This is a genomic window from Micromonospora sp. NPDC005254, from assembly GCF_042872525.1.
In the GTDB taxonomy this organism is placed as follows: domain Bacteria; phylum Actinomycetota; class Actinomycetes; order Mycobacteriales; family Micromonosporaceae; genus Micromonospora.
Genome location: NZ_JBIAKM010000003.1, coordinates 590,052 through 613,865, shown reverse-complemented (window position 1 = coordinate 613,865; position 23,814 = coordinate 590,052). Strand labels below are relative to the sequence as shown.

Below are 23,814 nucleotides of genomic sequence, written 5' to 3'. Positions count from 1 at the left end.
CCGGCTCCGCACGCCCCCAGCCAAGGTCCGTACCGCAGCCTAACCAAGATCACTCAATCATCCGTGGGCATCGCAGAGGAGGCACAGGTGGGCGATCCGGTGAAGGATGCCTCGCTCGAGGTTCCCATTCCAGAGGTCTGGCGGCCGGCGCTCAAGGCGGTCGTGGACTCGCTGGTGCGACGAGACGCCGTTATCGGCGCAGCTCTGCCGTCAGTAGAGCCAGTTCCGCCCGAAATCTCGCAACAATGCCTCCAGGCGGTCGACGACTACGGCGCGGTCACGCTGATCACCCCACCAGACGAATCCTGGAACACGTCCGTTGCACTGTGGTACGGCGATCACTGGCGCTGCTTGGTCGACCTCTGGACCGAAGAAGAAGGCAGGAGCGACCTGGTCCTCGATGTCCACGTCTTCGAGCACGGGCCCGGATACCGCTACCGCGTGCACCTCGTCTACGTCCCCTGAGCGATCCATCCACAGGTCTTGACAATTGCTCCGTTGTTCGGCAGAAGTCCGAAGAAGGATTCCATGGCGGCGTTGTCGCTGGCGGCGCCGACTCTGCCCATTCAACGCATTCCAACAACCGAAACTACAAGATCGGCGCGGGGCGGGGTGGTGATCTGTTAGACGCCGACGCGCTGCGGCGGGACGGTGAGCCCGTAGAGCGCCATCAGCTCCGGGCTGTCGACCCGGCTGCCGTCGGCCACCGAGTCGCAGGCGATGTCGACGATCTGGTCCTTGTGCGCCAACAGGTACGGCCGGGCCCCCACGTCGGCGCTGGCCAGGGTCGCGATGCCGGGCCAGTGCCGGCGGCCGAACAGCATCGGGTACCCGCGCAGCCCGTCGTAGGTGGCGCAGACCAGCACATCCGGGTACGGCAGCGCGGCCACCCGGCGGACCGCCGCGGCGGTCAGGCCCGGCATGTCGACGGGCACCACCACCACCGCCTCGATCCCCGCGTCGTCCATGGCGGCCAGACCGGCGCGGATGGACGAGCCGACCCCGGTGCCCCACGCCTTGTTGATCACAACGGTCGCCTTGCCCAGGTCGGTGGTCTCCCGGACCTGGTCCGCGGCGGCCCCCAGCACGACCACGATCTGCTCGCAGCCCGCCTCGGTCATCGTGTCGATCATCTGGTTGACCAGGGGCTTTTCTCCCTGGTGCAGCAGCGCCTCGGGACCGCCGATGCGGCGTCCCCCACCTGCGGCGATGATCATTCCTGCGATCCGGTTCAGCTGCGCCCCCTCAAGCACGGGATCGACCGTGACGGCCGGCCCCCTCCTACGGACACTGCAACGAGGAGGGCCGCGCATGAGTGGCGGGGCGAAAAGGGAAAATAGTGCAACCGTTACGCACCGGACCACCGACGGCGAGGCCTGCGATGGCGTACTCCGCGACCGCCGCAGCACCGGACGGCCCGGCGACCGACGGGCGCACCCCGGGTGGACGATCGACTCCACGTCGCCCACCTGGGGGTATCCAGGTGCCTGGATGCCGCCACATCGGCGATGTGGAGTCGATCATCGCGCGCGATGACCTCCGCCGAACCGGCCACGCTCGCCGAACCGGCCACGCAGTGCGAGCCGGTCAGGCCGCGTCGGCGTAGCAGTCGACGATGGACAGATCCAGGGGAAAGCGCACCGGGGTGTCACCGAACAGCAGCGCGGTGGCCCGCTCACCCGCCCGGCTCACCGCCGCCGCCACGGCCTCGGCCTGCTCGGCCGGACAGTGCGCCATCACCTCGTCGTGCTGGAAGAAGACCAGCTCGGTGTCGGTGCCGGACAACTCGGTGCGCAGTGTGGCCAGCAGCGTCGAGGCCCACTCCGCGGCGGTGGCCTGGATGACGAAGTTACGGGTGAAGCGCCCCCGGGACCGGGCGGCTCGCGCCCGAGGGCTCTGCCGATCGGCCGCGGCGTCCGGATCGGTCGGCCCCTCGTCGGGGTCACCGAGGCCGACCGAGCCGGGTGGGCAGGTGCGCCCCAGCCACGAGCGCACCAACCCGCCCGCCTCGCCGGTGCGCGCCGCCGCCTCGACGTAGCCGAACGCCGTCGGGTAGCTGCGTTTGAGCACCGCCAGCGCGGGCACCGCCGCACCGCCGGTCTGCCCGTACATGGCCCCGAGCAGGGCCACCTTGGCCCGGGGACGGTCACCACCGAACGAGTCCCGGGCGAGCGCGGCGTACAGGTCACCGGCGCCGCCCGCCGCCGCCAGCCGCGCGTCGCCGGAGACCGCCGCCAGGACGCGGGGCTCCAACTGGCCGGCGTCGGCGACCACCAGCCGCCAGCCCGGGTCGGCCACCACCGCCCGGCGGATCACCTTGGGGATCTGCAACGCGCCACCGCCCCGGGTCGCCCAGCGGCCGGAGACCACCCCGCCCGGCACGTACTCCGGCTGGAACCGCCCGTCGCGCACCCACTGCTCACGCCAGGACCAGCCGTGCGCCGTCCAGATCCGGTACAGCTCCTTGTATTCCAGCACCAGGGGCACCGCCGGATGGTCCACCCCGCGCAACACCCAGGCCCGGGTGTTGGGCAGCTCCACCCCGGCCCGGGCGAACGCCTTGAGCAGCTCGGCCGGGGAGTCGGCGTGCAGCTGGCGGACGCCGAACGCGTCGGCGATCCGGGCCGCCAACTCGGCCAACCGGCGCGGCGGCCCGCCGACCGGGGACGGCTCCCCCAGCAGCTCGGCGAGGATCGCGTCGTGCACCTCGGCCCGCCAGGGCAGCCCGGCGACGCCCATCTCCACCGCGATCAACGCGCCAGCCGACTCGGCGGCCACCAGCAGCCGGAACCGGCCCGGGTGCTCGGTGGTGGCGACCCGGGCGAGCTGGTCGGCGTACACCCGGGTCAGTGCCTCGATGCCCGGCCCCGGCGGACCGGGCAGCGTGTCGAAGAGCGCACCCTGGCCGTGCCCGGGCGGCGCGGCGGCGCGCGGCGGCGGGTCGGCCGGCACCGGAGCGCCGGTCAGGCGGGCCCAGGCGGCGGCCAGCGAGCGGGGCTCACCCCAACGGCCGGCCTGCCCGAGCAACAGGGCCTCGGTCAACTCCACGTCGTGGCACCGCTCGACGCGCACCCCGGCCCGCAACAGCGCCGGGTAGATCGCGCCCGCGGTGGCCCAGACCCACCGTGGGTGCTCGGCCGCCTCCCGTGCGGCCATCGCGGCCGCGAGGTCGCTGACGGTCTCGATCGGGCCGACGGGTCGGCCGGCGGCGTCGAGCGGACGCAGCTCTCCCCCACCGCGTTCGCCCGCCACCACCGCCACCAGCACGAATGTGATTCTGCCTTCCCCCTCCGACAGGAAAACGGGTCGGTGCGTCGGCCCGGTGCTCGATAGCGTGGCCAGGTGCCTCCCCAGATCCCACACTCCGACCCCGGCACCCCCGACACCCGCGGTCCGATGCGGTACCTGTGGTGGCTGGTCCGGTGCCAGCCCTGGCGGGTGCTGCGCGGCAGCCTGCTCGGCACGGCCTGGATGGTCGGGCTCTCGGCCCGGCCCTACCTGATCGCCCGCGCCGTCGACGACGGCCTGCGCGCCCGCGACGGCCGCGCCCTGGCCCTGTGGGTCGTGGCGATCGTCGTGGCGGGGGTGGCGTTGTCGTACCTGGGCATCATGCGACACCGCACGATGACCTTCATCCGGGAGGACGCCAAGGCCCGCTCGGCGGAGGTGCTGCTGCGTCAGCTGTCCCGGGTCGGCGCTGCGCTGCCCCGCCGTTCCGCCGCCGGTGAGGTCGCCACCGTGGGCGGTTCCGACATCGACTGGTCGGCGCAGGTGCTGACACTGACCGGGCCGGGGGTCGGCGCGATCGTCGCGTACGGGGTCATCGCCGTGGTGCTCTGGTCGATCTCCCCGCTGCTCGCGCTCTGCGTGCTGGTGGGTATGCCGGCGGTCGCGCTGGTCGTCGGGCCGCTGCTGCGCCGACTGGAACGGGCGGAGTCGATCTACCGGAGGCAGCAGGGCGCGCTCACCGCCCGGTCCGGCGACATCGTGGCCGGGCTGCGCGTGCTGGCCGGGGTGGGCGGCCGGGATCTCTTCGCCCGACGGTACGCGGCCCGCTCTGCGGACCTGCGCGCCGAGGGCTACCGCGTCGGCGCGGTCGTCAGCTGGATCGACGCGGCGACCGTCGCCATCCCCGGCCTGTTCCTGGCGGCGGTGGTGTGGCTCACGGCCCGGATGGTGGTCAGCGGCACCGTCAGCGTCGGTGAACTCGTCGCCGTCTACGGCATCGTCGCGAGCCTGATCGTGCCGGTCTGGTTTCTCCTGGAGGGCAGCCACCAGCTGATCCGGGGTCGGGTCGCCGCCCGGCGGATCACCGACCTGCTCCGGCTCACCCCGGACGACGTCGGCGGGCCGGGTCGCCGGTGGCCGTCCGCCGTCCCCGACGCGCGCCACCCGCACGCGGTGGTCGCGCCGAACGGCCCCGCCGACCTGCACGACCCGGTGACCGGGCTGACCGTACGCGCCGGCCGGCTGACCGCGGTGGCCGCCGACGACCCGGCGGCGGCCGTGGCGCTGGCCGACCGGCTGGGCCGGTACGTCGTCAGCGACACCACCTGGGGTGGCCTACCGCTGACCCGGGTCGCCCTGGACGAGGTCCGTGCCCGGATCCTGGTCGCCGACCACGACTCGTACCTCTTCGCCGGGACGCTGCGCGACGTCCTGCGCCCCGGGACCGACGACGAACGGCTCGGCGCCGCCCTGCGGACCGCGTCGGCCGACGACATCGTCGACGCCCTCCCGGCCGGGCTGGACACCCCGCTGGACGCCCGGGCCCGGACGCTCTCCGGCGGGCAACGCCAACGGGTACGCCTGGCCCGGGCGCTGCTCGCCGAGCCGGAGGTGCTGATCCTCGTGGACCCGACCTCGGCCGTGGACGCGCACACCGAGGCGCGCATCGCCGAGCGGCTGCGGACCGCTCGGGCGGGGCTGACCACCGTGGTGCTCGCCACGTCGCCGCTGCTGCTCGGCCGCGCCGATGTGGTCGCGCACCTGAGCGGAGGCCGGATCACCGCCACCGGCACCCACGAGAACCTGCTCGACCACGACCCGGGCTACCGGCACCTGGTGGCCCGGGGCAGCGACGATCCGGCGGCCGAGCGGCCCGCCGACGCCGAGGAGGCGTACCGGTGACCCGGCTGCCGATCGCGGACCGCGGCACCGTACGCCGTGCCCTCCGGGACATGATCAGCCGGCATCGCCGGGCCGTCGGCGTCGTGCTGGCGCTGCACAGCGCCGCCGCGGTCGCCGGCCTCGCCCCGCCCTGGCTGCTGGGCGCCATCGTCGACCGGGTCACCGCCGGCGCCGGCCTGGCCACAGTGGACCGGCTGGCACTGGCGATCGCCGGCTGTGTCCTGGTCAGCGCCCTGCTCTCCCGCTACGCCCAGTACGCCGGCCACCGCTTCGGTGAACGGGCCGTCGCCGAGCTGCGCGAGGAGTTCGTCTCCCGGACCCTCGGGCTGCCGGTCTCGGTCGTCGAGCGCGCCGGCTCCGGGGACCTGGCCACTCGCAGCTCGGTCGACGTGGCGACGGTCGGGACCACCGTCCGGGACGTGGTGCCCACCATCGTCATCGCCTCGGTGCAGCTGACGTTGCTGTTCGGGGCGGTCTTCCTGCTGCATCCCCTGCTCGGGGTCGCGGCGCTGGCCGGGCTGCCGTCGATCGTGGCGGTGACCCGGTGGTACCTGCGTCGGGCCAGCTCCGCGTACCTCACCGAGGGTGCCCAGGCGGCCGAGTTGACCGAGGCGTTGACCACCACCGCCGAGGGGGCCCGCACGGTCGAGGCGCTGCGGCTGGCCGACGACCGGATCCGGCACGGCACCACCCGCGTCACCCGGGTGTGGCAGGCCCGCCGGGCGACCCTCGCGCTGCGGACCGTGTTCTTCTCGGTGGTGGAGGCCAGCTATCCGCTGCCCGTCGCCATGGTCCTGCTCGTCGGCGGCTACCTGTTCGCCGCCGACCGGGTCTCGCTCGGCGCGGTGGTCGCCGCCGCGCTCTACCTCCAGCAGGCCATCGACCCGCTGGACCGGCTGTTGCAGTGGACGGAGCAGGCGCAGCGCGGCTTCGCGTCGTACGCCCGGGTGCTCGGCGTCGGGCTGGTCCCACCGGAGCCGCCGGGGACCACGGCCACCTCGCGGGGTGAGCGGCTCGTCGTGCGCGAGGCGCGGTTCTCGTACGCCGAGGGGCACGACGTGCTGCACGGCATCGACCTGGAGGTGCGGCCCGGCGAACGGCTGGCGGTCGTCGGCCCGTCGGGCGCCGGCAAGTCGACCCTGGCCCGGCTGCTGGCCGGCATCGACGCGCCACGACGGGGCGTCGTCAGCATCGGCGGCTGCCCGGTCACCGACCTGGACCCGGCCGAACGCCGGCGGCGGATCGCCCTGGTCACCCAGGAGCACCACGTCTTCATCGGCTCGGTACGCGACAACCTCGCGTTCGCCGCGCCGGACGCCTCGGACGAGCAGATGCGCGCCGCGCTGGCCACTGTGGGCGCCGACTGGTACGACGAGCTACCCGAGGGTCTGGACACCGCGCTCGGCGACGGCGCCCGGCAGCTCGGCGCGGCCGAGGCCCAGCAACTGGCGCTGGCCCGCCTGCTGCTCGCCGACCCGCACACGCTGATCCTGGACGAGGCGACCGCGGCGCTCGACCCGAGCACCGCTCGGCGGACCGAGCGGGCCCTGGCCGCCGTGCTCGTCGGGCGGACCGTCATCGCCATCGCGCACCGGCTCAACACCGCCCACGACGCCGACCGGGTGGCCGTCCTGGCGGACGGCCGGATCACCGAGATCGGCAGTCACGACGACCTCGTCGCGGCCGGCGGGGCGTACGCCGCCCTCTGGCGCTCGTGGCACGCCCACGCCGACGAGCGCCAGAGGTGACGGCCTACTTGACCGCGCCGGAGGTGAGGCCGGCCTGGATCTGACGCTGGAAGACCGCGTACACGATGATCATCGGGAGGATGGCGATGGTCAGCGCGGCGAACAACCCGGACCAGTCCGCCTCGTAGCCGGCGTTGACCGAGATGTCGGCGATGCCCTGGGTGAGCACCCACTTGTCCTTGGCGTTGGAGAGCAGCACCAACGGGAGCTGGTACTGCGCCCACTGCCCGATGATGTTGAAGATCGCCACGCTGATCAGACCCGGCTTCGCCATCGGCATCATGACCTTGAAGAACAGCCGGGTGTGCCCGCAGCCGTCGATCATCCCCGCCTCGGCCACCGAACTCGGCAGCGTCTTGAAGAACGCGGCCAGGAAGAAGATCGTGAACGGCAGCGAGTACGCGATGTAGACCAGCACCACGCCCTGGTAGGTGTCCAGCATGCCCAACTGCTTCACCACGAAGAAGAGCGGCACCAGGGCCAGGAAGACCGGGAACGCCAGCCCCGAGACGAACAGGTAGTAGATCGCCCGGTTGCCCCAGAACCGGTACCGCGCCAGCACGTACGCCGCCATCGAGCCGAGCAGCATGGTGCCGAAGGTGCTGCACGAGACCACGAGGACGCTGTTGAGGAAGTACCGGCCGACGTGCGCCTTGGTCCACGCCCGGCCGAAGTTCTCCCACCGCAGCTCCGCCGGGAGCGTCCACGGGCTGCTGAAGATCTCGCTGGTGTTCTTGAACGCGGCGAGGAAGGTCCAGAGGATCGGCACGATCACGATCACCGCCCACACGGCGAGCGCGATGTGTCCCAGGCCGGCGAAGAGCCGCACCTCCGAGCGGGGGCCCTTGCCGCGTCGGCCGGAGGGCGACGGGTCGCCGGTCTTCGGCGGTAGGGCCGCCGGCGTCGGCGGCAGCGTCGACTGCGGGTTCATCAGTACTCCACGCTTTCCCGCTTGGTGAGCCGCAGCGTCAGCGCCGCGAACGTGAGGGTGAGGAAGAACAGCGCCACGCCCATCGCGGAGGCGTAACCGTACTTCGAGTAGACGAACGCGTTGCGGTAGATCTCCATGGCCAGCACGGTGGTGGCGCCGTCCGGGCCACCACCGTCGACCGAGAGCACGGCCACGATGGCGAACGCGTCGAACGCCGCGATGCCCAGATAGACCCACGCGACCTGGAGGGTGTCCCAGAGCAGGGGCAGGGTGACCCGGAAGAACAGCGTCACCCTGGTCGCCCCGTCCATCTCCGCGGCCTCGTAGATCTCGCCCGGGATGGAGGCCATCCCGGCCGAGAAGAGCACCACGTAGAAGCCGACGGCCTGCCAGACCAGCACCGCGAGGATCGACCAGAGGGCCAGGTTCGGCTTGACCAGGAAGAGGATCGGATCCAGGCCGAGCTTCATCAGCACGCCGTTGATCAGACCCGACTCGTTCGGCCGGTAGACCATCTGGAACAGCACCGCGATGATCGCCACCGCCAGGACCTGGGGGAAGAAGAACACCACCCGGTAGAACTTCGCCCCCCAGACCCCCTGGCGTTGCCCGCCACTGCTCTTGCCACCCACGTTGAGCAGGAAGGCGAAGAACAATGCGATGGCGATGGTGATCAGCGGCAGGGCAAGCAGCAGTACGCCGTGGTGCTGGACCGCCTTCCAGAAGGCGCCGTCGTCGAGCAGCTTCCGGTAGTTGTCGAAGCCCACCCACTGCGGGGCGGAGAGCCCTCGCCAGTTGGTCATCGAGATCTGGAACGCCTGGGCGTACGGCCAGATCACGAATGTCACGTACAGCGCGACCGGGGCGAACAGGAACCCGATCACGAATGGATACTTGCCGTGCCGCATGACCCTAGCTCCGATCGATCAGCGCTTGAACTTGGCGACCGAGCTGTCCTTCTTGATCGCGTCGGCGCGCTTCTGGATCCGCTCCACGAAGGCGTCCGCGTTGATCCGGCCGAACATCAGCTCGTTCGTGGCGCTGCGCGCCTCGGTGTCGAGCTCCTTGTACCAGCCGTCGAAGTACAGGTTGAACACGTCCTGCCCGGCCGCCTTGAGCGCGGCCTGCGAGCTGGCCACACCGGGCGGGAAGGCGAAGCCCTCCGAGCCGGCGGTGACCACGGTCGGGGCCTTGACCACCTCGGTGAAGCCCTTCGCGCCCGCCGTGGACAGCATCTGGCGCATGTACTCCAGGCCGCCCTTGGGGTTCTTGCTCTTCGCCGAGACGAAGTAGCCCTCGCCCGCGGTGGCCCGCAGCGCGGTGGCCGGCAGCTTGTCCGACGCGGTGAGGCTCGGCACCGGCATGAGCTGGTAGTCGAAGCCGGCCGGGGTGTCCTGCTTCTGCTCGCCCTCCAGCCAGTCACCGCTGGGGTACAGGGCCACCTTGTACTGATTCTGCCGCAGCTGCACGTCGGTGTGCTTGAGCCCCTCGAAGCTCTTGTCGCTGAACTTCGCCCCGACCTCGGCCCACGCCGTGGCCGCCTGCTTGACCGCGTCCTGCTTCCAGGCGCCGTCCTCCAGGTTGTCGATGTTCTTCAGCACCTCCACGCCACCGATCTTGGCGGCCTGGGTGAGGATCACGTTCCACTGGTAGTACGCCGCGTTCGCCCCGGCGTAGCCGTACGGCGTGATGCCCTTGGCCTTGATGGCGGTGAGCAGCTTGATGAAGTCGTCCCAGGTCTTCGCCGGCGCCCAGCCGTTGTCCTTGAACAGCTTAGCCGAGTACCAGATGCCGAAGACGGTGGAGACGTAGTACAGCACGTACGGCTTGCCGTTGAACGAGCCCGCCTCGACGGTGCCCGGCACCACGGTGTCGCGGACCTTCTTGGCCGGGTCGTCGACCGACGGGGCGTCCCACAGCTCGGTGAGGTCCTGGAGCTGACCGTCGGCGACCAGCGCGCCGAAGTCCATCAGCTTCTCGCCCGAGTTGTTCACGAACTCCGGCGGGTTGCCGGACGCGAACCGCGGCTGGAGCACGGTGGAGATGGCCTGCGTGGACTGGTGCTTGATCTCCGCCTTGGGGAACGCCTTCTTGTAGAGCGGCTCGTGCACGTCGGTGGCGTACTTCTCGCCGTAGCCGCCGTTGAAGATGATCACCTCGATGGGGGCGTCCTCCTTGACGCCCAGCGGGTTGGTCGCGCTCTTGGTGCCTTCGGCGGCCTTCTCGTTGTCCTTGTCACCGCCGCTGCTCGTCGCGCAGGCGCTGAGCAGGCCGATGGCCGGAGTGGCGAGCATGCCCACGGCGGCGGCGCGACGCAGCACCGTGCGACGGTCGAGTGCGGCCGGGTGCTCGGGGGTAATCGACATCGTCGTCTCTCCTTGTGGAATTCGGGTCAGGCGGTGCGCCGGAGACGCCCGGCGTACCGCGACTCGAGGGCGTTGTTGTGCTCGTCCCCGCCGGGGACGTTGGCGGAGAGGTAGATAGGGGGTACCTCCCCGGCCTGATGGAACCGTCGTACGACCTCAGCGGTCAGCAACTGCGCCAGCAGCGCGGTGGTGACCGAGGAGACCGCACAGACCGCGCCGCCGCCCTCGAGCGGCAGCAGTGCGTCACCGTACGGCGCGCCATTGTCCAGCACGACGTCGGCGAGGTCGGCGAGCCGTTGACCGGACGGGTGCCGTGGCGCCACCCGCGCGGTGTGCTCGACCGAGGTGACCGCGATCAACGGGTGACCGCGCTCGGTGACCAGCGCCGCCAGCTCGACCACCGAGCCGTTGATGCCGGACTGGGACGCCACCACGAACACGTCGCGCGGCTGGGGCGCCGCGAGGGCGTAGATCTGGTGGGCGATGGAGGGGTCGCGTTCCAGCTTGGGGTCGGCGAGCACGTCGCGCGGGGCGTCGCCGTGCACCACCAGGTCCCGTACCGAGAGCCGGTTGGTGGGGACCAGCCCACCGGCGCGGGCGACCAGCTCGGCGGCGAACGCCTCGGAGTGCCCGGCGCCGAACGCCTGGAGCACGCCGCCGGCGCGCAGGCTGTCGGCGATCAGGTCGGCGGCCCGGGTGATCCCGTCGGCCTCCGAGTCGAGCAGGCGGTCGAGCACCGGGCGGACGGCGTCCGCGTACCCCTGGGCACTGATCATGAGAGGGCCCCTTTCGCGGCCTTGTGCCCGTCGACGGCCTGCGCGGTGCGCCGGAAGGCCGCGTGGGCGCGGTCGTGGGTGCGCTGGGCGACGGCGATGTAGAGCAGGTCGAGCACCACCAGTTGCGGGTGGCGGGCGGAGAGGGCGTCCGGCCGGAAGGTGGTGGCCTGGCTGGCGGTGAGCAGCACGATGTCGGCCAGCTCGGCCAGCGGTGAGCGGGGAAAACCGGTGAGGGCGAGAGTGGTGGCGCCCCGGCTGCCCGCCTCGGCGAGCATCTCGATCGTCTCGCGGGTCTGGCCGGTGTGCGAGATGCCGAGCGCGACGTCGCCGACGCCGAGCAGCGCGGCACTGGCCAGCCCCTCGTGCACGTCGCTCCAGGCCCAGGCGGCCACCCCGATGCGGTGCAGGCTGAACTGCATCTCCTCGCCGACCAGGGCGCTGCCGCTGGCGCCGAAGATGTTCACCCGGCTGGCGCCGGCGATGGCCACCGCGGCGCGTTCCACCTCGCCGAGGTCGAGCAGCGCGGCGGTGTCGTGCATGGCCCGGGTGTCGGCCGCCATGATCTGGTCGAGCACCCGCGCGAGGGGGTCGGTGGGCTGGATCTCGCGGCCGATGTCGACGGTCCAGCCGGCCAGGCGGGCCCGGCCGGTCTCAGCGGCGATGCCCAGCCGCAGGTCGGCGTACCCCTCGAAGCCCATCGCCCGGCAGAAGCGGGTGATGGTCGCCGGCGAGGTGCCACTGCGCTCGGCAAGCTCCACAATGGTGGAGCGCGCGGCGGCCTCCGGGTCGCTGAGGACGTGCTCGGCGACGCGGCGCAGCGCGCCGGTCAGCTCGGCGAGCCCGTTGCGCACCCGGGCCAGCACCCCGTCGGAGGGTGAGTTCCTCCGGTCGGTCACGTGGGCGTCGACCACCGCGGTCCCCGCGACGGTGTCCACCTCGTGATCAACCATGGGTCGCCTCACCTTTCCGAAAAGACTGTTAACTGTTAGTGGTAAAAGTTCTTACTGAACGGCCCTCTGTGTCAAGACTGTGGGCGAAGTTTTCAAACTGTTACCTGGCGCACAGCCCTCCGCGCCGGCCCGAAGTTGCCCTCCGCGGCGGCGCCGACCAGCATGAACAGGCCCAGCACCGCGCAGCGCAAGGAGGCCCGTGCCGATGTCCGACACCGTCGTGGTCGGTCTCGACGTCGGGGGTACGTCCACCCGGGCGACCGCCCTGACCCTCGCCGGCGAACGCCTCGGCACCGGCCGAGCCGGCGGCGGCAACCCCACCAGCCACGGCGCCGAACGGGCCGCAGCCGAACTGTCGACCGCGCTGCGCGCCGCGCTCGCCGACGTCGACCCGAGCCGGGTGGCCGCCGGCACCATCGGGCTGGCCGGCGCAGCCCGGCTGCTCGCCGACCCCGCCGGACGGGCCGCCTTCGACCGGGCCTGGCACGACGCCGGCCTGCGCTGCCCGTACGCCGTACACGGCGACGCCCTGGTCGCCTACGCCTCCGGCACCGCCGAGCCCGACGGGACGGTGCTCATCGCCGGCACCGGCGCGATCACCGCGCAGGTCGTCGACCTGCGACTCGACCGGACCGCCGACGGCCACGGCTGGCTGCTCGGCGACGCCGGGTCGGGCTTCTGGCTCGGCCGCGAGGCGGTCCGCCGGCTCCTCGCCGACCTGGACGCCGGCCACGCGCCGGGCACGCTGGGCGCGGCGGTGCTCACCGACCTGGTGGGCAGCGCCGACGTCGCTCCCCGCCCCCGCGACACCGTCGACGCCACGATCCAGGCGGTCACCCGCCGGCCGCCGATCGACCTGGCCCGGCTGGCGCCACTGGTCGTCACCGCCGCGACCGACGGCGAACCGGTCGCCACCGCGCTGATCGCCGAGGCCGCCACCCACCTCGCCGGGAGCGTCGGCCGGATCCGTCTCGCCGGGGCGACGACGCCGGTCGTGCTCGGCGGCGGGCTGCTCACCGCGGACACCCCGCTGGCCACCGCCGTCCGCGCCGAGATCGGCCGACGCTGGCCGTCCGCGCCCCTGCGCACCGCCGGTGACGGGGCCGCCGCCGCGGCCTGGCTCGCCGCCCGCGAACTGCCCGAGCTGACCGACCCGGCCGCCCTGCACGCCCGCCTCTTCCCCGCTCCCTGACCACCCCATCGCGCCCCGCCGGCGCCCACCGCGCCCCAGCCACACGCCACCTCGCCGCGACGCGCGCCGGCGACGACGCGTCGCTGCGACGGGCAAGATCGCGCCCGATCCAGGAGGTAGTGGCCTCCCGCCGCGACGAAGGGACTCGTTCGAGGATCGAGCGCGACATGTCCGCGCGGGGCGCGATGCGGGCGCGGGGCTAGAGGGCGTCGAGGACCGTGGTGAGGCGGCGCCAGACGTGCGAGCGCCAGCCGCCGTCGAGCAGGGCGTAGGTACGCTGCTGGAGCGGGTCGTCCGGGTCGAAGCCGGAGTGTTCGAGGAACAGCCGGGTGCCGCGCCCCTCGGCGACGAGGGTCCAGGTCACCACGGTGTCCAGCGATCCGCCGCGCCAGGACCAGCACAGCAGGCGTTGCGGGTCCAGGTCGAGCACCTCGCAGTGCACGATGCCGTCGAACCCGGGGCGCGGGTCGGTGCGAAAGGTGAACCGGTGGCCGACGACCGGCACGAAGTCGGTCCGCATCAGCCAGCGCGCGATGAGATCAGGATCGGTCAGCACTCGCCAGACCTTGGCCGGCGGGTGCGGCAGGAACTGGTCCACCCGGATGGTGCCGCGCTCACTCATCGTCAAGCTCGTCCAGCACGTCGCGCAGCGCCCCGAGTCGACCGCGCCAGTACGCTTCGTACGGGCTGAGCCAGTCGGCGACCTCCTGCAGCGGCTCCGGCCGGAGCGCGTACAGCCGCTGCCGTCCGACCGGCCGCTCGACCACCAGGCCGGCCTCCTTGAGCACCTTGAGGTGCTCGGACAGGCTCGGCCGGCGCATGTCGAAGTGCTCGGCGAGCCGCTGCACCGGCTGCTGCCCGCCGTCGCGCAGCAGCCGCAGCAGCTCACGCCGGGTCGGGTTGGCCAGCGCCGCGAAGACGGCCGACTCAGACACGGGTCGCCTGGAGGACGATGCCGTTGCCGTCGGGGTCGTCGAAGGTGGCGTACCGGCCCCAGGGGGCGGACTGGATGCCCCCGTTGGCGAAGTCGACCCCCCGCTCCCGTAGCCGGGCGACGTCCGCGTCCAGGTCGTCGGTCTCCAGCACCAGGCCCTTGAGGGACCCGGGCGGCATGGTCGGGAACCAGGTGACCAGGGTGAGGGCGGTGGCGGCGCCCGGGGGCGCCACCTGCACCCAGCGCCCGCCGTCGGGGCCCATCGGGTTGTCCCGGACCAGGTCGAACCCGAGGACGTCGACGTAGAAGTCCCGGGCCCGATCCTGGTCGGTGACGGGTACGGAGAGTAGTTGCACGTGGGTCACGGTCATGCCGACCACAATAGGTAGGAGATTTCCTACCGGTCAAGCGAGACCCTACTTGAGCTGGCCCGCGGTCAGGCCGGCTTGGACCTGCCGCTGGAAGGCCACGTAGATCGCCAGCACCGGCAGCACCGCGATACTCAACCCGGCGAAGAGCCGAGCGTAGTCCCCCGCGTAGCCCTGACTGACCGACAACGCGAACAGCCCCTGGGCGAGCATCCACTTGGACTCGTCGCCCTGCATCAGCACCTGCGGCAGCAGGAACTGGTTCCAGTGGCTGAGGAAGTTGAAGATCGCCACGCTGATCAGTCCCGGACGCGCCATCGGGAGCATCACCCGGAAGAAGAGCCGGAAGTGACCGCAGCCGTCGACCATGGCCGCCTCGGCCACCGAGGTCGGCAGGGTCCGGAAGAACGCGGTCAGGAAGAACACCGTGAACGGCAGCGAGTAGGCCGCGTACACCAGGATCAGTCCCGTCCAGGTGCCGAAGAGGCCGGCGTTGCGGACCACGAAGAACAGCGGCACCAGGGCGAGGAACACCGGGAACATGAGGCCGCCGACGAACAGGTAGTAGACGATCTGCCGGCCGCGGAACTCGTACCGGGCGAAGACGTACGCGGCGGCGGCGCCCATCAGCATGGTGAGGCTGACCGAGCCGGTGACCACCACGAGGCTGTTGAGGAAGTACCGGCCGATGTGCGCCCCGGTCCACGCGCGCGCCCAGTTGTCCCAGCTCAGCGACGCGGGCAGCCCCCACGGGTCGGCCAGGATCTCGCCGTTGGTCTTGAACGAGCTGAGGAACATCCACAGCAGCGGCAGGACGGTGAGCAGGCCCCAGAGCAGCAGGAAGCCGTGCGAGAGGGCGTTGGCGACGCCGAATTCCCGGCGGACGGGACGGTCCCGACCCGGGGTCGGCGTCGGCACGGCGGCAGTGGGCTGATCCAGTGTGGTCACGAGTACTCGATCCGATCGCGCCGGCCGACCCGCAGCGACAGCACCGCCACCGAGAGGGTCAGGAAGAACATCACCACGCCGATCGCCGAGGCGTAGCCGAACTTGGTCTCGCTGCCGAAGGCGGTGTCGTACATCCGTACGCCGATCACGTCGGTGGAGAAGTTCGGCCCACCGTTGGTCATCAGCTGCACGAGGATGAACCCGTCCAGAGCGAAGATGGCCAGGTAGACCCAGGCGACCTGCACGGTGTCCCAGAGCAGCGGCAGGGTGATCCGCCGCAGCGTGGTGAACCGGGACGCGCCGTCGAGCAGCACCGCCTCGTAGATCTCCTTCGGCACGGCCGACATCGCGGCGCCGAACAGGACGACGTAGAAGCCGACGTTGCTCCACACCATCACCGCCAGCACACACCAGAAGGCGGTCGCCGGGTCGCCGAGCCAGGTCGGCGCGGGCAGGCCGACGGCGTGCAGCGCGCTGGTCAGCAGCCCCTTGTTGGGGTGGTAGACCTCCTTGAACAGCAGCGCGATGATCACCACGGAGAGCACCTGCGGGAAGAAGTACACGGTGCGGTAGAACGCGCCACGGCGGACCCCGGTGACTCCGGCGCGGCCCCGGCGCCCGCCCAGGGCGAGCATGGTGGCGAAGAAGAGCCCGAACCCGATGGTCAGCACGGGCACCAGGGCCAGCAGGATCGCGTTGTTCTTCAGCGCGTTCCACACGTAGTCGTCGTGCCACAGCGCCGTGAAGTTCGCCAGCCCGACCTGGTTGGCGTCGGCCGAGTAGCCGAGCCAGTCGGTGGTGGAGATCTGGAACGCCTGGAGGTACGGCGAGACGACGAAGAAGACGTACAGCAGCACCGGCGGCACCAGGAACGTGACGATCAGCGGCCACTTGCCATGTTTCACGGTGGACCTCTCCCGGAGTGCGACCGGTGGGGGCGCGCTCGCCCCCACCGGCCGGGCTGTCAAGCCGCTCGCTTGTACTTCTTGATCGAGCTGTCCTGGGCGATCGAGTCGGCGCCCTTCTGGCACTGGTCGAGGAACTCCGCCGGGCCGATCCGGCCGCTGAAGAACTCGCCGCACGCCGCGTCGACGAGGTTGCGCTCCAGCTTGCGGTAGTAGTTGTTGTAGACCCAGTTGAAGCCGTTGGCCCCGGACGCGTCGAGTGCCTTGACCACGGTCTTGAGCCCGTACGGCAACTCGACGCCCTCGGTGGCGCCGGCGACCACGGTGAGGCTGGCGACCTTCTTCGTGAAGTCTTGCGCGCCCCTGCGCGACAGCATGGTTCGGAAGTACTCCAGACCACCGGCGACGTTGCGGGCCTTGGCCGGCACCATGAACGGCTCGCCCGCGGTGCCCCGGATCGCCTCGAACGGCAGCTTGTCGCCGCTGCCCAGGCTGGGGGTGGGCGCGATGGTCATGTTGAACCCGGCCGGGGTGACGTCCTTCTGCTCGCTCTCCAACCAGGAACCGCAGGAGATGAAGGCGGCCTTGCCCTGGCACCAGGCGGTCTGCGACTGCTTGTGGTCCAGGCCGGGCGAGCCCTCCAGGATGAACTTGTCCTTGACGATCTGGTGCCACGCGTCGGCGGCGGTCCGCATCGAGTCGGACTTCCAGGCGTTCGGCTCCAGGTTGTCGATCGCGGTCGCCACCGACGGCCCGCCGAGCTTGATCGCGGTGGCGATCAGCGGCCAGCTCATGTAGCGCGGGTGCAGGCCCGCGTACGTCCAGGGGGCGATGCCGGCCGCCTTGATCTGCTTGCACTGCGCGATGTGGTCGTCCCAGGTCTTGGCGTACTCCCACTTGCGTTCGGTGAACAGCTTCTCGGAGTACCAGATGCCGTAGGCGGTGTAGGTGTAGTTGAGCACCAGGAACGTGCCGTCGTACGAGCCGACCTCCACCGCGCCGGGCAGCAGGGTGTCCTTGACGGTCTTGCCGGGCACGTCGAGGCTCGGCGCGGCGAGCAGCTCGCCCAGGTCGGCGATGGCGTTCTGGCTGACCAGGCCGTTGAAGTCGATCTGGCTGGCGCCGGAGTTGTTGACCACGTCGGGTGGCGTGCCGTCGACGAAGCGCGGCTGAAGGGTCTTGCTGATCTCCTGGGTGGCGGAGTGCTTGATCTTCGCCTTCGGGTACTTCTCGGTGTACATGGCCTCGTGGGCCTTGGCGTACTCCTCACCGAACCCGCCGCCGAAGATCACCACCTCGAGCGGGGCGTCCTCTTTCACGCCGAGCGGGTTCTCGGCGCTCTTGGTGCCCTGGTAGGTCTCGGCATCGCCCTTGTCACCGCCGCCGGTCGCACAACCGCTCAGCAGACCGGCGGCGGGGGTGGCCAGCAGGCCGGCGGCGGCGCTGCGCCGCAGGATGTCACGCCTGTTCATCAGATCTCCTCGGGTCGGGTCGGGCGGATCGCCGGAAGTGGGGGGAGGCGTCCGCCGCGCGAGGCACGTCGATTCTCTTCAGTTAACGCGTTGCTGCTGAAGAATTTCTACGACAGGCCGGCCCGGACTTCAAGTCCTGACTGTCGAACCGTTATCACCACCGGCCGCCGTCGGTCGCCTAGCCTGAGGTGATGCGCCGTCTGCGCGACCTCGCCGACCGCACCCCGGCCGGACGGGAGCGGTACGTCGATCTACTCCGTGCACTCGCTATCACCATGGTCGTTCTCGGACACTGGGGCGTCACGGTGATCGGGCGGGACGCCTCCGGCCAACCCACCGGGCACTCCGCGCTCGGCGACCTGCGCTGGGCGTACCCGCTGACCTGGGTGGCCCAGGTGATGCCCGTGTTCTTCCTGGTCGGTGGCTACGCCAACGCGGCCTCGCTGACCCGGCTGCGCGCCCGGGGTGGCAATGCGGCGGACTGGCTGCTCGACCGCAGTGCCCGACTGGTCCGCCCCACGAGCGCGCTGCTGCTCGTGCTCACCGGGGCGGCGGCGGTGGCCCGGCTGCGCGGCGTCGACCCGACCCGAATTCGCGAGGTGGTCTGGTTCGCCACCATCCCCCTGTGGTTCCTGATCGCCTACCTGGCGGTCGTCGTGCTCACCCCAGCCATGTACGCGCTGCACCGCCGTCTCGGCCTGGCCGTCCCGCTGGTGCTGGTCGCCCTGGTGGGCCTCGGGGACCTGGCCCGGCTGACCGGGTCGGTGGAGCTGAGCTACGGCAGCTACCTGTTCGGCTGGCTGGCCATACACCAGCTCGGCTTCGCCTGGTACGACACCCGCGCCACCCCGCCGACCGCCACCGAGACCACGCCCGCAGCGCCGCCGACCACCGAGACCGCGCCACCGTCAGCCGCCGCCGACGACGCCGGCGGGCCGTCGGCTCCCGACCACCCGGGGGTACGCCGGCGGCGGCTGCCCACCTCCCGGCGGGCCGGGCTGGTGTTCCTGACCAGCGGGCTGGCCGCTCTGCTGCTGCTCACCGGGCCCGGCCCGTGGCCGGTGGCGATGCTGCACGTGCCCGGCGAGCGCCTGGACAACCTCAGCCCGCCCAGCCTCGCGTTGCTGGCCGTCGCCACCGCCCAGCTCGGCCTGATCCTGCTGCTGCGCCGGCCAGCGGAACGCCTGCTGCGCCGCACCGGCCCGTGGCAGCTGGTGATCGGGGTCAACCTGGTGGTGCTGACCATCTTCCTCTGGCACCTGACCGCCGCGATCCTGCTCATCGGGCTGCTCGACACGACCGGGACGCTGCCCACTCCGGCCGCCGGTTCAGGCGCCTGGTGGGCGTGGCGAGTCCCCTGGCTGCTGCTGCTCGCGGCCGTCCTGGCGGTGCTGGTCGCGATCTTCGGCCCGGTCGAGGCGCGCAGCGCCCGGCACCGCACCGCACGGCGGGTTGGCCGCAGCACCACGGCCCGCGCGGCGCTGACCGTGGCCGGGTACATCGCCGTGGTGGTCGCGCTGCTGATCAACAGCACGACCTCGCCGCACGCCCGGGAACCCTTCGGCACACCCGTCGCGGCGCTGCTGGCGTACCTGGCCGGGGCGGGCGTCCTGCGGTTGCTCAGGTCTGGGTGGGGAACCCGAGGTTGACCCCACCGTGGCGCGGGTCCAGCCACCGGCTGGTGACCACCTTGCCCCGGGTGAAGAACCGCACCCCGTCCTCGCCGTGCGCGTGCAGGTCGCCGAAGAGCGACGACTTCCAGCCGCCGAACGAGTGGTACGCCATCGGCACCGGGATCGGCACGTTGATCCCCACCATGCCGACCTCCACCTCGTGCTGGTAGCGCCGGGCCGCGCCGCCGTCGTTGGTGAAGATCGCCGTGCCGTTGCCGTACGGGCTGGCGTTGACCAGCTCCACCGCCTCGTCGTACGAGCCGACCCGAACCACGCTGAGCACCGGCCCGAAGATCTCGTCGGTGTAGATCGACATGTCCGGGGTCACCCGGTCGAACAGGGTCGGGCCGAGCCAGAAGCCGTCCGGGTGGCCGTCCGGCGTCACGTCCCGCCCGTCCACCACCGGCACCGCGCCGGCGGTCACCCCGGCGTCCACGTAGGAGCGCACCTTCGCCGCGTGCGCGGCCGTGACCAACGGACCCATGTCGCAGCCCCGTCGGCCGTCGCCGGTGCGCAGCCCGGTCACCCGGGCGGCGATCCGCTCGACGAGCGCGTCCGCCACCGGCTCCACCGCCACCAGCACCGAGATGGCCATGCACCGCTCCCCCGCCGAGCCGAACCCGGCGTTGACCGCCGCGTCGGCAGCCAGGTCCAGGTCGGCGTCGGGGAGCACCACCATGTGGTTCTTCGCCCCACCGAGCGCCTGCACCCGCTTGCCGGCGGCCGTGCCGCGTTGGTAGACGTACCGGGCGATCGGGGTGGAGCCGACGAACGACACCGCCCGCACCTCCGGGTGCTCCAGCAACGCGTCGACCGCCTCGGCGTCGCCGTTGACCACGTTGAGCACCCCGTCCGGCAGGCCCGCCTCGGCGAACCACTCGGCCAGCAGCAGCGCCGCGCTCGGGTCCTTCTCGCTCGGCTTCAGCACCACCGCGTTGCCGCAGGCCACGGCCACCGGCACGAACCACAGCGGCACCATCACCGGGAAGTTGAACGGGGAGATCACCGCGACCACCCCGAGCGGCTGCCGGATGGTGTACGAGTCGACCTCGGTGGAGACGTTCTCGCTGAACGCGCCGCGCAGCGCCGACGGCAGGCCGCAGGCGTACTCGATGACCTCCAGGCCGCGCTGCACCTCGCCGGCGGCGTCGCCGAGCACCTTGCCGTGCTCGGCGGTGATCACCTCGGCGAGCCGGTCCCGCCGCGCGTGCACCAGCTCGCGGAACGCGAACAGCACGGTCGACCGCTTCGCCAGCGACGCGTCGCGCCAGTCGCGGGCCGCGCGGGCGGCGGACCGCACCGCGACGTCGACGTCCGCGGTCGAGGCCAGCTCCACCTCGGCGGTACGCCGACCCGTCGCCGGGTCGAACACGTCACCGCGTCGCTCGGATGTGCCGCCGACCCGCTTGCCGTCGACGAAGTGGCCGATGCTCATGCCGCCACCTCCGCCGACGAACGGATCGCGTCGACCAGGATCGCCAGGCCCTCGCGGGCCTCCTCCTCGGTCAACGTCAACGGCGGTCCCATCCGCAGCACGTTGCCGTACAGACCGCCCTTGCCGGCCAGCAGGCCACCGTCCCGAGCGGCTTCGAAGACCCGGTTGGTCAGCACCGGATCCGGCTCGCTGCCGCCCGGCCGGACGAACTCGACGCCGAGCATCAGCCCCTTTCCGCGTACCTCGGCGACGCAGTCGAGACCGCCCACCGCGGACCGCAGGCCATCGGCGAGGATCGCGCCGACGCGGGCCGCGTTGGCCTGGAGGTCGTGCGCGAGGAGGTAGTCGAGCACCGCGTTGCCGGCCGCCGTCGAGATCGGGTTGCCGCCGAAGGTGGAGAAGCTGATCCCCGGCACCGCCTGGAGCACCTCGGCCCGGCCGACCACCCCGGCGAGAGCGAACCCGTTGCCGACACCCTTGGCGAAGGTGAGCAGGTCCGGGGTGACGCCGTGCGCCTGGTAACCCCAGAAGTGCTCCCCGGTACGCCCCCAGCCGGTCTGCACCTCGTCGGCGATGAACAGGATGCCGTGCTCGTCGAGGACCTTCTTCCAGCCGGCGAAGAGCCCGTCCGGCGGGTGCACGAAACCGCCCACGCCCTGGATCGGCTCGGCGATCAGCGCGGCCACGTCACCGGCGGTCTGGGTGGCCAGCACCTCGCGCAGGTCCTCCACCGCCGCGTCGACCTGCTCCTCGGCGCTGAGCCGGGCCAGCAGACCGCGCACCCGGTCACCCGAGTGCAGCCAGGCCACCTGGAGCGGGTTGAGGCCGCTGGCCGACCAGTTACGGTTGCCGGTGACACCCATCGCCGCGTACGACCGGCCGTGGTAGCTGTTGCGCACCGCCAGGACCTGGTGCGAGCGGCGGTAGTTGGTGGCTACCAGCAGCGCCGCCTCGTTCGCCTCGGTGCCGGAGTTGGTGAAGAACACCCGGGCGTCCGGAATGCCGGAGCGCTGGGCGATCTTCTCGGCCAGCTCCACCTGCTGGCGGATCAGGTAGAGCGTCGAGGTGTGCACGATGCCGGTGGCGAGCTGCCGCTCGACCGCCTCCCGGATCTCCGGGATGTCGTACCCGATCATGTTGGTCAGCACGCCGCCGAAGAAGTCCAGGTAGGTGCGGCCCTGCGCGTCGGTGACCCGGCGGCCCGAGCCGGAGACCAGCTCGATCGGCTCGTCGTAGTAGAGGGGCATCCAGGACGGGAGCACGGCCCGGTGGCGGGCCAGCAGGTCGTCGGTCATGGTGGCAACCCTTCAGCGGCGTTCGTGGATACCGCACGCTCCCACCGCCGGCCCGCGCGGACAACTGTCAGGGTGTAGCGCAAGGCCGTTCCGGCCTGACAGCACGTCAACGGTTTCCGAGACAATGCCGCCATTTCACCGCTGTTTCGCGCGGCGTCAGCGGCCTACCGCCACTCGATCCGCAGCCTCGCCGGGCCCCGTTACCCTGAGTCCGTCCACTGTCGCCGGGGAGGCACGCGGCGACGAGTGGGCCGACGCCCTCCTGCCCCGCTACGGCCGCCTGACGCACCTCATCGCCTGCGAACGGGTCGGGCCCGGGATGGACGGTCGACCCCGCAACATGCGCGGCGAGGACATCGGCGCGCACACGGCCCCCCTGGACCGGCTCTACCACGCCGGATCGGCGTTTCGGATCGGCATCGGCGACGGCGGCAACGAACTGGGGATGGGCCTCCTGCCGGCGGAACTCGTCGGCCGGGTGGTCGCCTCGGGCGAGCGGATCCGGTGCGTGGTCGGCGCGGACGCGCTGCTCGTCGGCGGCACCTCCAACTGGGCCGCCGCAGCCCTCGTCGGCGCGCTGTCGCTGCTGCGCCCCGAGGTGCCCGAGCTTCGTACGCTGCTGGAGCCCGCGTGGTCGTCCGACCTGCTGACCGCGATCGTCTCGGCGGGCGCGGTGGACGGGGTACGCCGCCGCCCCACGCGCAGCGTCGACGGACTCGACTGGCCCGCGTACGCCGAACCGCTCGCCCAGATCGCGGACCTGGTCAGGAGCGCCCGCTAGGCGGGCTCACCGCACGGTGGCTGGCTGGCTCGGCCGCCGGCCGCAGCGGTCTCGACACGCGTCTCGGTGGACTGGCCCGGGCGTCTCCGTGGCGGCGCAGCGGCAGGTGCAGGGCGGTGGCGACCACCGCGAAGGCCGCCCAGCCGCTGCCCACCGCGACGGCCGACGAGACGTCCTGCAGGTAGTGGTACGCGGTGAGGAAACCGACCAGCGCGAGGCTGTTGCGCGCGAAGTGCCCGCTGAACTCGACCAACTGACGGCGAGCCTCGACGGCGACCAGCACCCCCGAGTACGGGAAGGTCACCACCATGCCGCGCAACACCGCGCCGAGCACCGCGGTGAGGATCGCCCCGACGAAGATGACCAGCAACTTGAGCAGCGCCGGCAGACCGTCCGGACGACCTTCGGCCGGCGTCTCCGCGCGGGAGTCCGCGTCGCCGGCAGCGGCAGCGTCCGCTTCGCCGGCAGCGGCAGCGTCCGCTTCGCCGGCAGCGGCAGCGTCCGCTCCGCCGGCAGCGGTTGCTGAGGCGACCCGCGTACGGGCGCGACGGCGCAGCAGGAGCATGGCCGCCAGCCAGAGCACGAGCGTGGCGCCGAGGGCCTCCTCGAACGGGATGTCGACGGCCAACAGACCTGCGCTCAGCGCCACGTAGACAGCGATCCCCGCGCCGTCGGCGAGCAGGATGGGCCAGCGCAGCCGCTGATGGGTGACCGCCACGGTGACGAAGAAGAGGTTGAGCCCGAGCACGCCGAGCACCTGCGCACCGCCCACCCCGTACGGCGTGCTGACCAGGGCGAGCGTCATCGGCAACGGAAGGCTGTAGACCAGCGCCCGGAGCCGGACCGAGCGGATCACGCTGACCGCCCAGACCACGGCCGTCACCAGCAGGACCGCACTCAGCGTCATGGC

At 71.8% G+C, this 23,814-nt stretch carries 22 protein-coding genes; 6 read left to right on the top strand and 16 right to left on the bottom strand.

Annotation, left to right across the window (positions count from 1 at the left end):
* Positions 1 to 87: 87 nt before the first annotated feature.
* Positions 88 to 465, top strand: a complete 378-nt coding sequence (locus ACFYPR_RS12510) for a hypothetical protein (RefSeq protein ID WP_354858377.1) — start codon at positions 88 to 90, stop codon at positions 463 to 465.
* A gap of 158 nt (positions 466 to 623) precedes the next feature.
* Here the strand turns inward: ACFYPR_RS12510 and ACFYPR_RS12505 are convergent, their stop codons facing one another.
* Positions 624 to 1,217 (bottom strand): NTP transferase domain-containing protein, encoded by a 594-nt coding sequence (locus ACFYPR_RS12505; protein ID WP_354858441.1) that lies wholly within the window; start codon positions 1,215 to 1,217, stop codon positions 624 to 626.
* A 370-nt stretch (positions 1,218 to 1,587) separates the two neighbouring features.
* A complete protein-coding gene (locus ACFYPR_RS12500) occupies positions 1,588 to 3,297 on the bottom strand; it encodes a bifunctional 3'-5' exonuclease/DNA polymerase (protein WP_387260016.1) in 1,710 nt (569 codons plus the stop codon).
* A 99-nt stretch (positions 3,298 to 3,396) separates the two neighbouring features.
* On the opposite strand from ACFYPR_RS12500, the gene ACFYPR_RS12495 reads away from it, so the two are divergent.
* The gene (locus tag ACFYPR_RS12495) at positions 3,397 to 5,130 is read left to right on the top strand and encodes an ABC transporter ATP-binding protein (protein ID WP_387260013.1); all 1,734 of its coding nucleotides are present in this window, start codon (positions 3,397 to 3,399) and stop codon (positions 5,128 to 5,130) included.
* Between the two features lie 50 nt (positions 5,131 to 5,180).
* A complete protein-coding gene (locus ACFYPR_RS12490) occupies positions 5,181 to 6,878 on the top strand; it encodes an ABC transporter ATP-binding protein (protein WP_387260010.1) in 1,698 nt (565 codons plus the stop codon).
* A 4-nt stretch (positions 6,879 to 6,882) separates the two neighbouring features.
* Here the strand turns inward: ACFYPR_RS12490 and ACFYPR_RS12485 are convergent, their stop codons facing one another.
* From ACFYPR_RS12485 to ACFYPR_RS12465, 5 genes are read right to left on the bottom strand one after another with little or no spacing between them, the layout of a single operon-like run.
* The gene (locus ACFYPR_RS12485; RefSeq protein ID WP_354858380.1) at positions 6,883 to 7,809 is read right to left on the bottom strand and encodes a carbohydrate ABC transporter permease; all 927 of its coding nucleotides are present in this window, start codon (positions 7,807 to 7,809) and stop codon (positions 6,883 to 6,885) included.
* Positions 7,809 to 8,717 (bottom strand): sugar ABC transporter permease, encoded by a 909-nt coding sequence (locus ACFYPR_RS12480; RefSeq protein ID WP_355067162.1) that lies wholly within the window; start codon positions 8,715 to 8,717, stop codon positions 7,809 to 7,811. Before ACFYPR_RS12480 ends, ACFYPR_RS12485 begins: the two co-directional genes overlap by 1 nt.
* 18 nt (positions 8,718 to 8,735) lie before the next feature.
* The gene (gene ngcE / locus ACFYPR_RS12475; protein WP_354858384.1) at positions 8,736 to 10,175 is read right to left on the bottom strand and encodes an N-acetylglucosamine/diacetylchitobiose ABC transporter substrate-binding protein; all 1,440 of its coding nucleotides are present in this window, start codon (positions 10,173 to 10,175) and stop codon (positions 8,736 to 8,738) included.
* Positions 10,176 to 10,201: 26 nt separating this feature from the next.
* The gene (locus ACFYPR_RS12470; protein ID WP_354858387.1) at positions 10,202 to 10,951 is read right to left on the bottom strand and encodes an SIS domain-containing protein; all 750 of its coding nucleotides are present in this window, start codon (positions 10,949 to 10,951) and stop codon (positions 10,202 to 10,204) included.
* The gene (locus tag ACFYPR_RS12465; RefSeq protein ID WP_354858390.1) at positions 10,948 to 11,901 is read right to left on the bottom strand and encodes a MurR/RpiR family transcriptional regulator; all 954 of its coding nucleotides are present in this window, start codon (positions 11,899 to 11,901) and stop codon (positions 10,948 to 10,950) included. Before ACFYPR_RS12465 ends, ACFYPR_RS12470 begins: the two co-directional genes overlap by 4 nt.
* A gap of 205 nt (positions 11,902 to 12,106) precedes the next feature.
* On the opposite strand from ACFYPR_RS12465, the gene ACFYPR_RS12460 reads away from it, so the two are divergent.
* On the top strand, positions 12,107 to 13,093 hold the full coding sequence (locus ACFYPR_RS12460; RefSeq protein WP_387259835.1) for an N-acetylglucosamine kinase: 987 nt from the start codon (positions 12,107 to 12,109) through the stop codon (positions 13,091 to 13,093).
* A gap of 199 nt (positions 13,094 to 13,292) precedes the next feature.
* Here the strand turns inward: ACFYPR_RS12460 and ACFYPR_RS12455 are convergent, their stop codons facing one another.
* Genes ACFYPR_RS12455 through ngcE (ACFYPR_RS12430) form a run of 6 tightly spaced genes read right to left on the bottom strand, consistent with a single transcriptional unit; the run spans position 13,293 to position 17,720 of the window.
* Positions 13,293 to 13,715 (bottom strand): SRPBCC domain-containing protein, encoded by a 423-nt coding sequence (locus ACFYPR_RS12455; protein ID WP_354858394.1) that lies wholly within the window; start codon positions 13,713 to 13,715, stop codon positions 13,293 to 13,295.
* A complete protein-coding gene (locus ACFYPR_RS12450) occupies positions 13,708 to 14,028 on the bottom strand; it encodes a metalloregulator ArsR/SmtB family transcription factor (RefSeq protein ID WP_354858396.1) in 321 nt (106 codons plus the stop codon). The genes ACFYPR_RS12455 and ACFYPR_RS12450 overlap by 8 nt, the downstream gene beginning before the upstream one ends.
* Entirely contained in the window at positions 14,021 to 14,398 is a 378-nt protein-coding gene (locus ACFYPR_RS12445) for a glyoxalase superfamily protein (protein ID WP_354858399.1), read from the bottom strand. Before ACFYPR_RS12445 ends, ACFYPR_RS12450 begins: the two co-directional genes overlap by 8 nt.
* Positions 14,399 to 14,443: 45 nt before the next feature.
* Complete coding sequence (locus ACFYPR_RS12440) at positions 14,444 to 15,343, bottom strand: carbohydrate ABC transporter permease (protein ID WP_355067159.1); 900 nt, start codon at positions 15,341 to 15,343, stop codon at positions 14,444 to 14,446.
* Positions 15,340 to 16,248 (bottom strand): carbohydrate ABC transporter permease, encoded by a 909-nt coding sequence (locus ACFYPR_RS12435; protein WP_387259832.1) that lies wholly within the window; start codon positions 16,246 to 16,248, stop codon positions 15,340 to 15,342. The genes ACFYPR_RS12440 and ACFYPR_RS12435 overlap by 4 nt, the downstream gene beginning before the upstream one ends.
* 59 nt (positions 16,249 to 16,307) lie before the next feature.
* A complete protein-coding gene (gene ngcE / locus ACFYPR_RS12430; RefSeq protein ID WP_387259829.1) occupies positions 16,308 to 17,720 on the bottom strand; it encodes an N-acetylglucosamine/diacetylchitobiose ABC transporter substrate-binding protein in 1,413 nt (470 codons plus the stop codon).
* A 191-nt stretch (positions 17,721 to 17,911) separates the two neighbouring features.
* Between ngcE (ACFYPR_RS12430) and ACFYPR_RS12425 the strand changes: the two genes are divergently transcribed.
* Positions 17,912 to 19,369, top strand: coding sequence for an acyltransferase (locus tag ACFYPR_RS12425; protein ID WP_355139392.1), 1,458 nt, complete (start codon positions 17,912 to 17,914; stop codon positions 19,367 to 19,369).
* Here ACFYPR_RS12425 and ACFYPR_RS12420 read toward each other — a convergent pair.
* Positions 19,341 to 20,828 carry a CoA-acylating methylmalonate-semialdehyde dehydrogenase gene (locus ACFYPR_RS12420; protein WP_387259826.1) on the bottom strand — a complete coding sequence of 496 codons (1,488 nt, stop codon included), beginning with the start codon at positions 20,826 to 20,828 and terminating at the stop codon, positions 19,341 to 19,343. The genes ACFYPR_RS12425 and ACFYPR_RS12420 overlap by 29 nt on opposite strands.
* Complete coding sequence (locus ACFYPR_RS12415; RefSeq protein ID WP_355067155.1) at positions 20,825 to 22,123, bottom strand: aspartate aminotransferase family protein; 1,299 nt, start codon at positions 22,121 to 22,123, stop codon at positions 20,825 to 20,827. Before ACFYPR_RS12415 ends, ACFYPR_RS12420 begins: the two co-directional genes overlap by 4 nt.
* Between ACFYPR_RS12415 and ACFYPR_RS12410 the strand changes: the two genes are divergently transcribed.
* Positions 22,122 to 22,904 (top strand): glutamate cyclase domain-containing protein, encoded by a 783-nt coding sequence (locus tag ACFYPR_RS12410; protein ID WP_387259822.1) that lies wholly within the window; start codon positions 22,122 to 22,124, stop codon positions 22,902 to 22,904. The genes ACFYPR_RS12415 and ACFYPR_RS12410 overlap by 2 nt on opposite strands.
* Here ACFYPR_RS12410 and ACFYPR_RS12405 read toward each other — a convergent pair.
* The gene (locus tag ACFYPR_RS12405) at positions 22,888 to 23,811 is read right to left on the bottom strand and encodes a hypothetical protein (RefSeq protein WP_387259819.1); all 924 of its coding nucleotides are present in this window, start codon (positions 23,809 to 23,811) and stop codon (positions 22,888 to 22,890) included. The genes ACFYPR_RS12410 and ACFYPR_RS12405 overlap by 17 nt on opposite strands.
* Between the last annotated feature and the right edge of the window lie 3 nt (positions 23,812 to 23,814).

Excerpts from the sequence above, each read along its gene's own strand:
- ACFYPR_RS12410 (WP_387259822.1), top strand. The coding sequence starts at position 22,122 with ATGGTGGCAACCCTTCAGCGGCGTTCGTGGATACCGCACGCTCCCACC.
- ngcE (WP_354858384.1), bottom strand. The coding sequence starts at position 10,175 with ATGTCGATTACCCCCGAGCACCCGGCCGCACTCGACCGTCGCACGGTG.
- ACFYPR_RS12505 (WP_354858441.1), bottom strand. The coding sequence starts at position 1,217 with ATGATCATCGCCGCAGGTGGGGGACGCCGCATCGGCGGTCCCGAGGCG.
- ACFYPR_RS12495 (WP_387260013.1), top strand. The coding sequence starts at position 3,397 with ATGCGGTACCTGTGGTGGCTGGTCCGGTGCCAGCCCTGGCGGGTGCTG.
- ACFYPR_RS12445 (WP_354858399.1), bottom strand. The coding sequence starts at position 14,398 with ATGACCGTGACCCACGTGCAACTACTCTCCGTACCCGTCACCGACCAG.
- ACFYPR_RS12405 (WP_387259819.1), bottom strand. The coding sequence starts at position 23,811 with ATGACGCTGAGTGCGGTCCTGCTGGTGACGGCCGTGGTCTGGGCGGTC.
- ngcE (WP_387259829.1), bottom strand. The coding sequence starts at position 17,720 with ATGAACAGGCGTGACATCCTGCGGCGCAGCGCCGCCGCCGGCCTGCTG.
- ACFYPR_RS12415 (WP_355067155.1), bottom strand. The coding sequence starts at position 22,123 with ATGACCGACGACCTGCTGGCCCGCCACCGGGCCGTGCTCCCGTCCTGG.
- ACFYPR_RS12485 (WP_354858380.1), bottom strand. The coding sequence starts at position 7,809 with ATGAACCCGCAGTCGACGCTGCCGCCGACGCCGGCGGCCCTACCGCCG.
- ACFYPR_RS12455 (WP_354858394.1), bottom strand. The coding sequence starts at position 13,715 with ATGAGTGAGCGCGGCACCATCCGGGTGGACCAGTTCCTGCCGCACCCG.
- ACFYPR_RS12460 (WP_387259835.1), top strand. The coding sequence starts at position 12,107 with ATGTCCGACACCGTCGTGGTCGGTCTCGACGTCGGGGGTACGTCCACC.
- ACFYPR_RS12480 (WP_355067162.1), bottom strand. The coding sequence starts at position 8,717 with ATGCGGCACGGCAAGTATCCATTCGTGATCGGGTTCCTGTTCGCCCCG.
- ACFYPR_RS12470 (WP_354858387.1), bottom strand. The coding sequence starts at position 10,951 with ATGATCAGTGCCCAGGGGTACGCGGACGCCGTCCGCCCGGTGCTCGAC.
- ACFYPR_RS12465 (WP_354858390.1), bottom strand. The coding sequence starts at position 11,901 with ATGGTTGATCACGAGGTGGACACCGTCGCGGGGACCGCGGTGGTCGAC.
- ACFYPR_RS12490 (WP_387260010.1), top strand. The coding sequence starts at position 5,181 with ATGATCAGCCGGCATCGCCGGGCCGTCGGCGTCGTGCTGGCGCTGCAC.
- ACFYPR_RS12420 (WP_387259826.1), bottom strand. The coding sequence starts at position 20,828 with ATGAGCATCGGCCACTTCGTCGACGGCAAGCGGGTCGGCGGCACATCC.
- ACFYPR_RS12425 (WP_355139392.1), top strand. The coding sequence starts at position 17,912 with ATGCGCCGTCTGCGCGACCTCGCCGACCGCACCCCGGCCGGACGGGAG.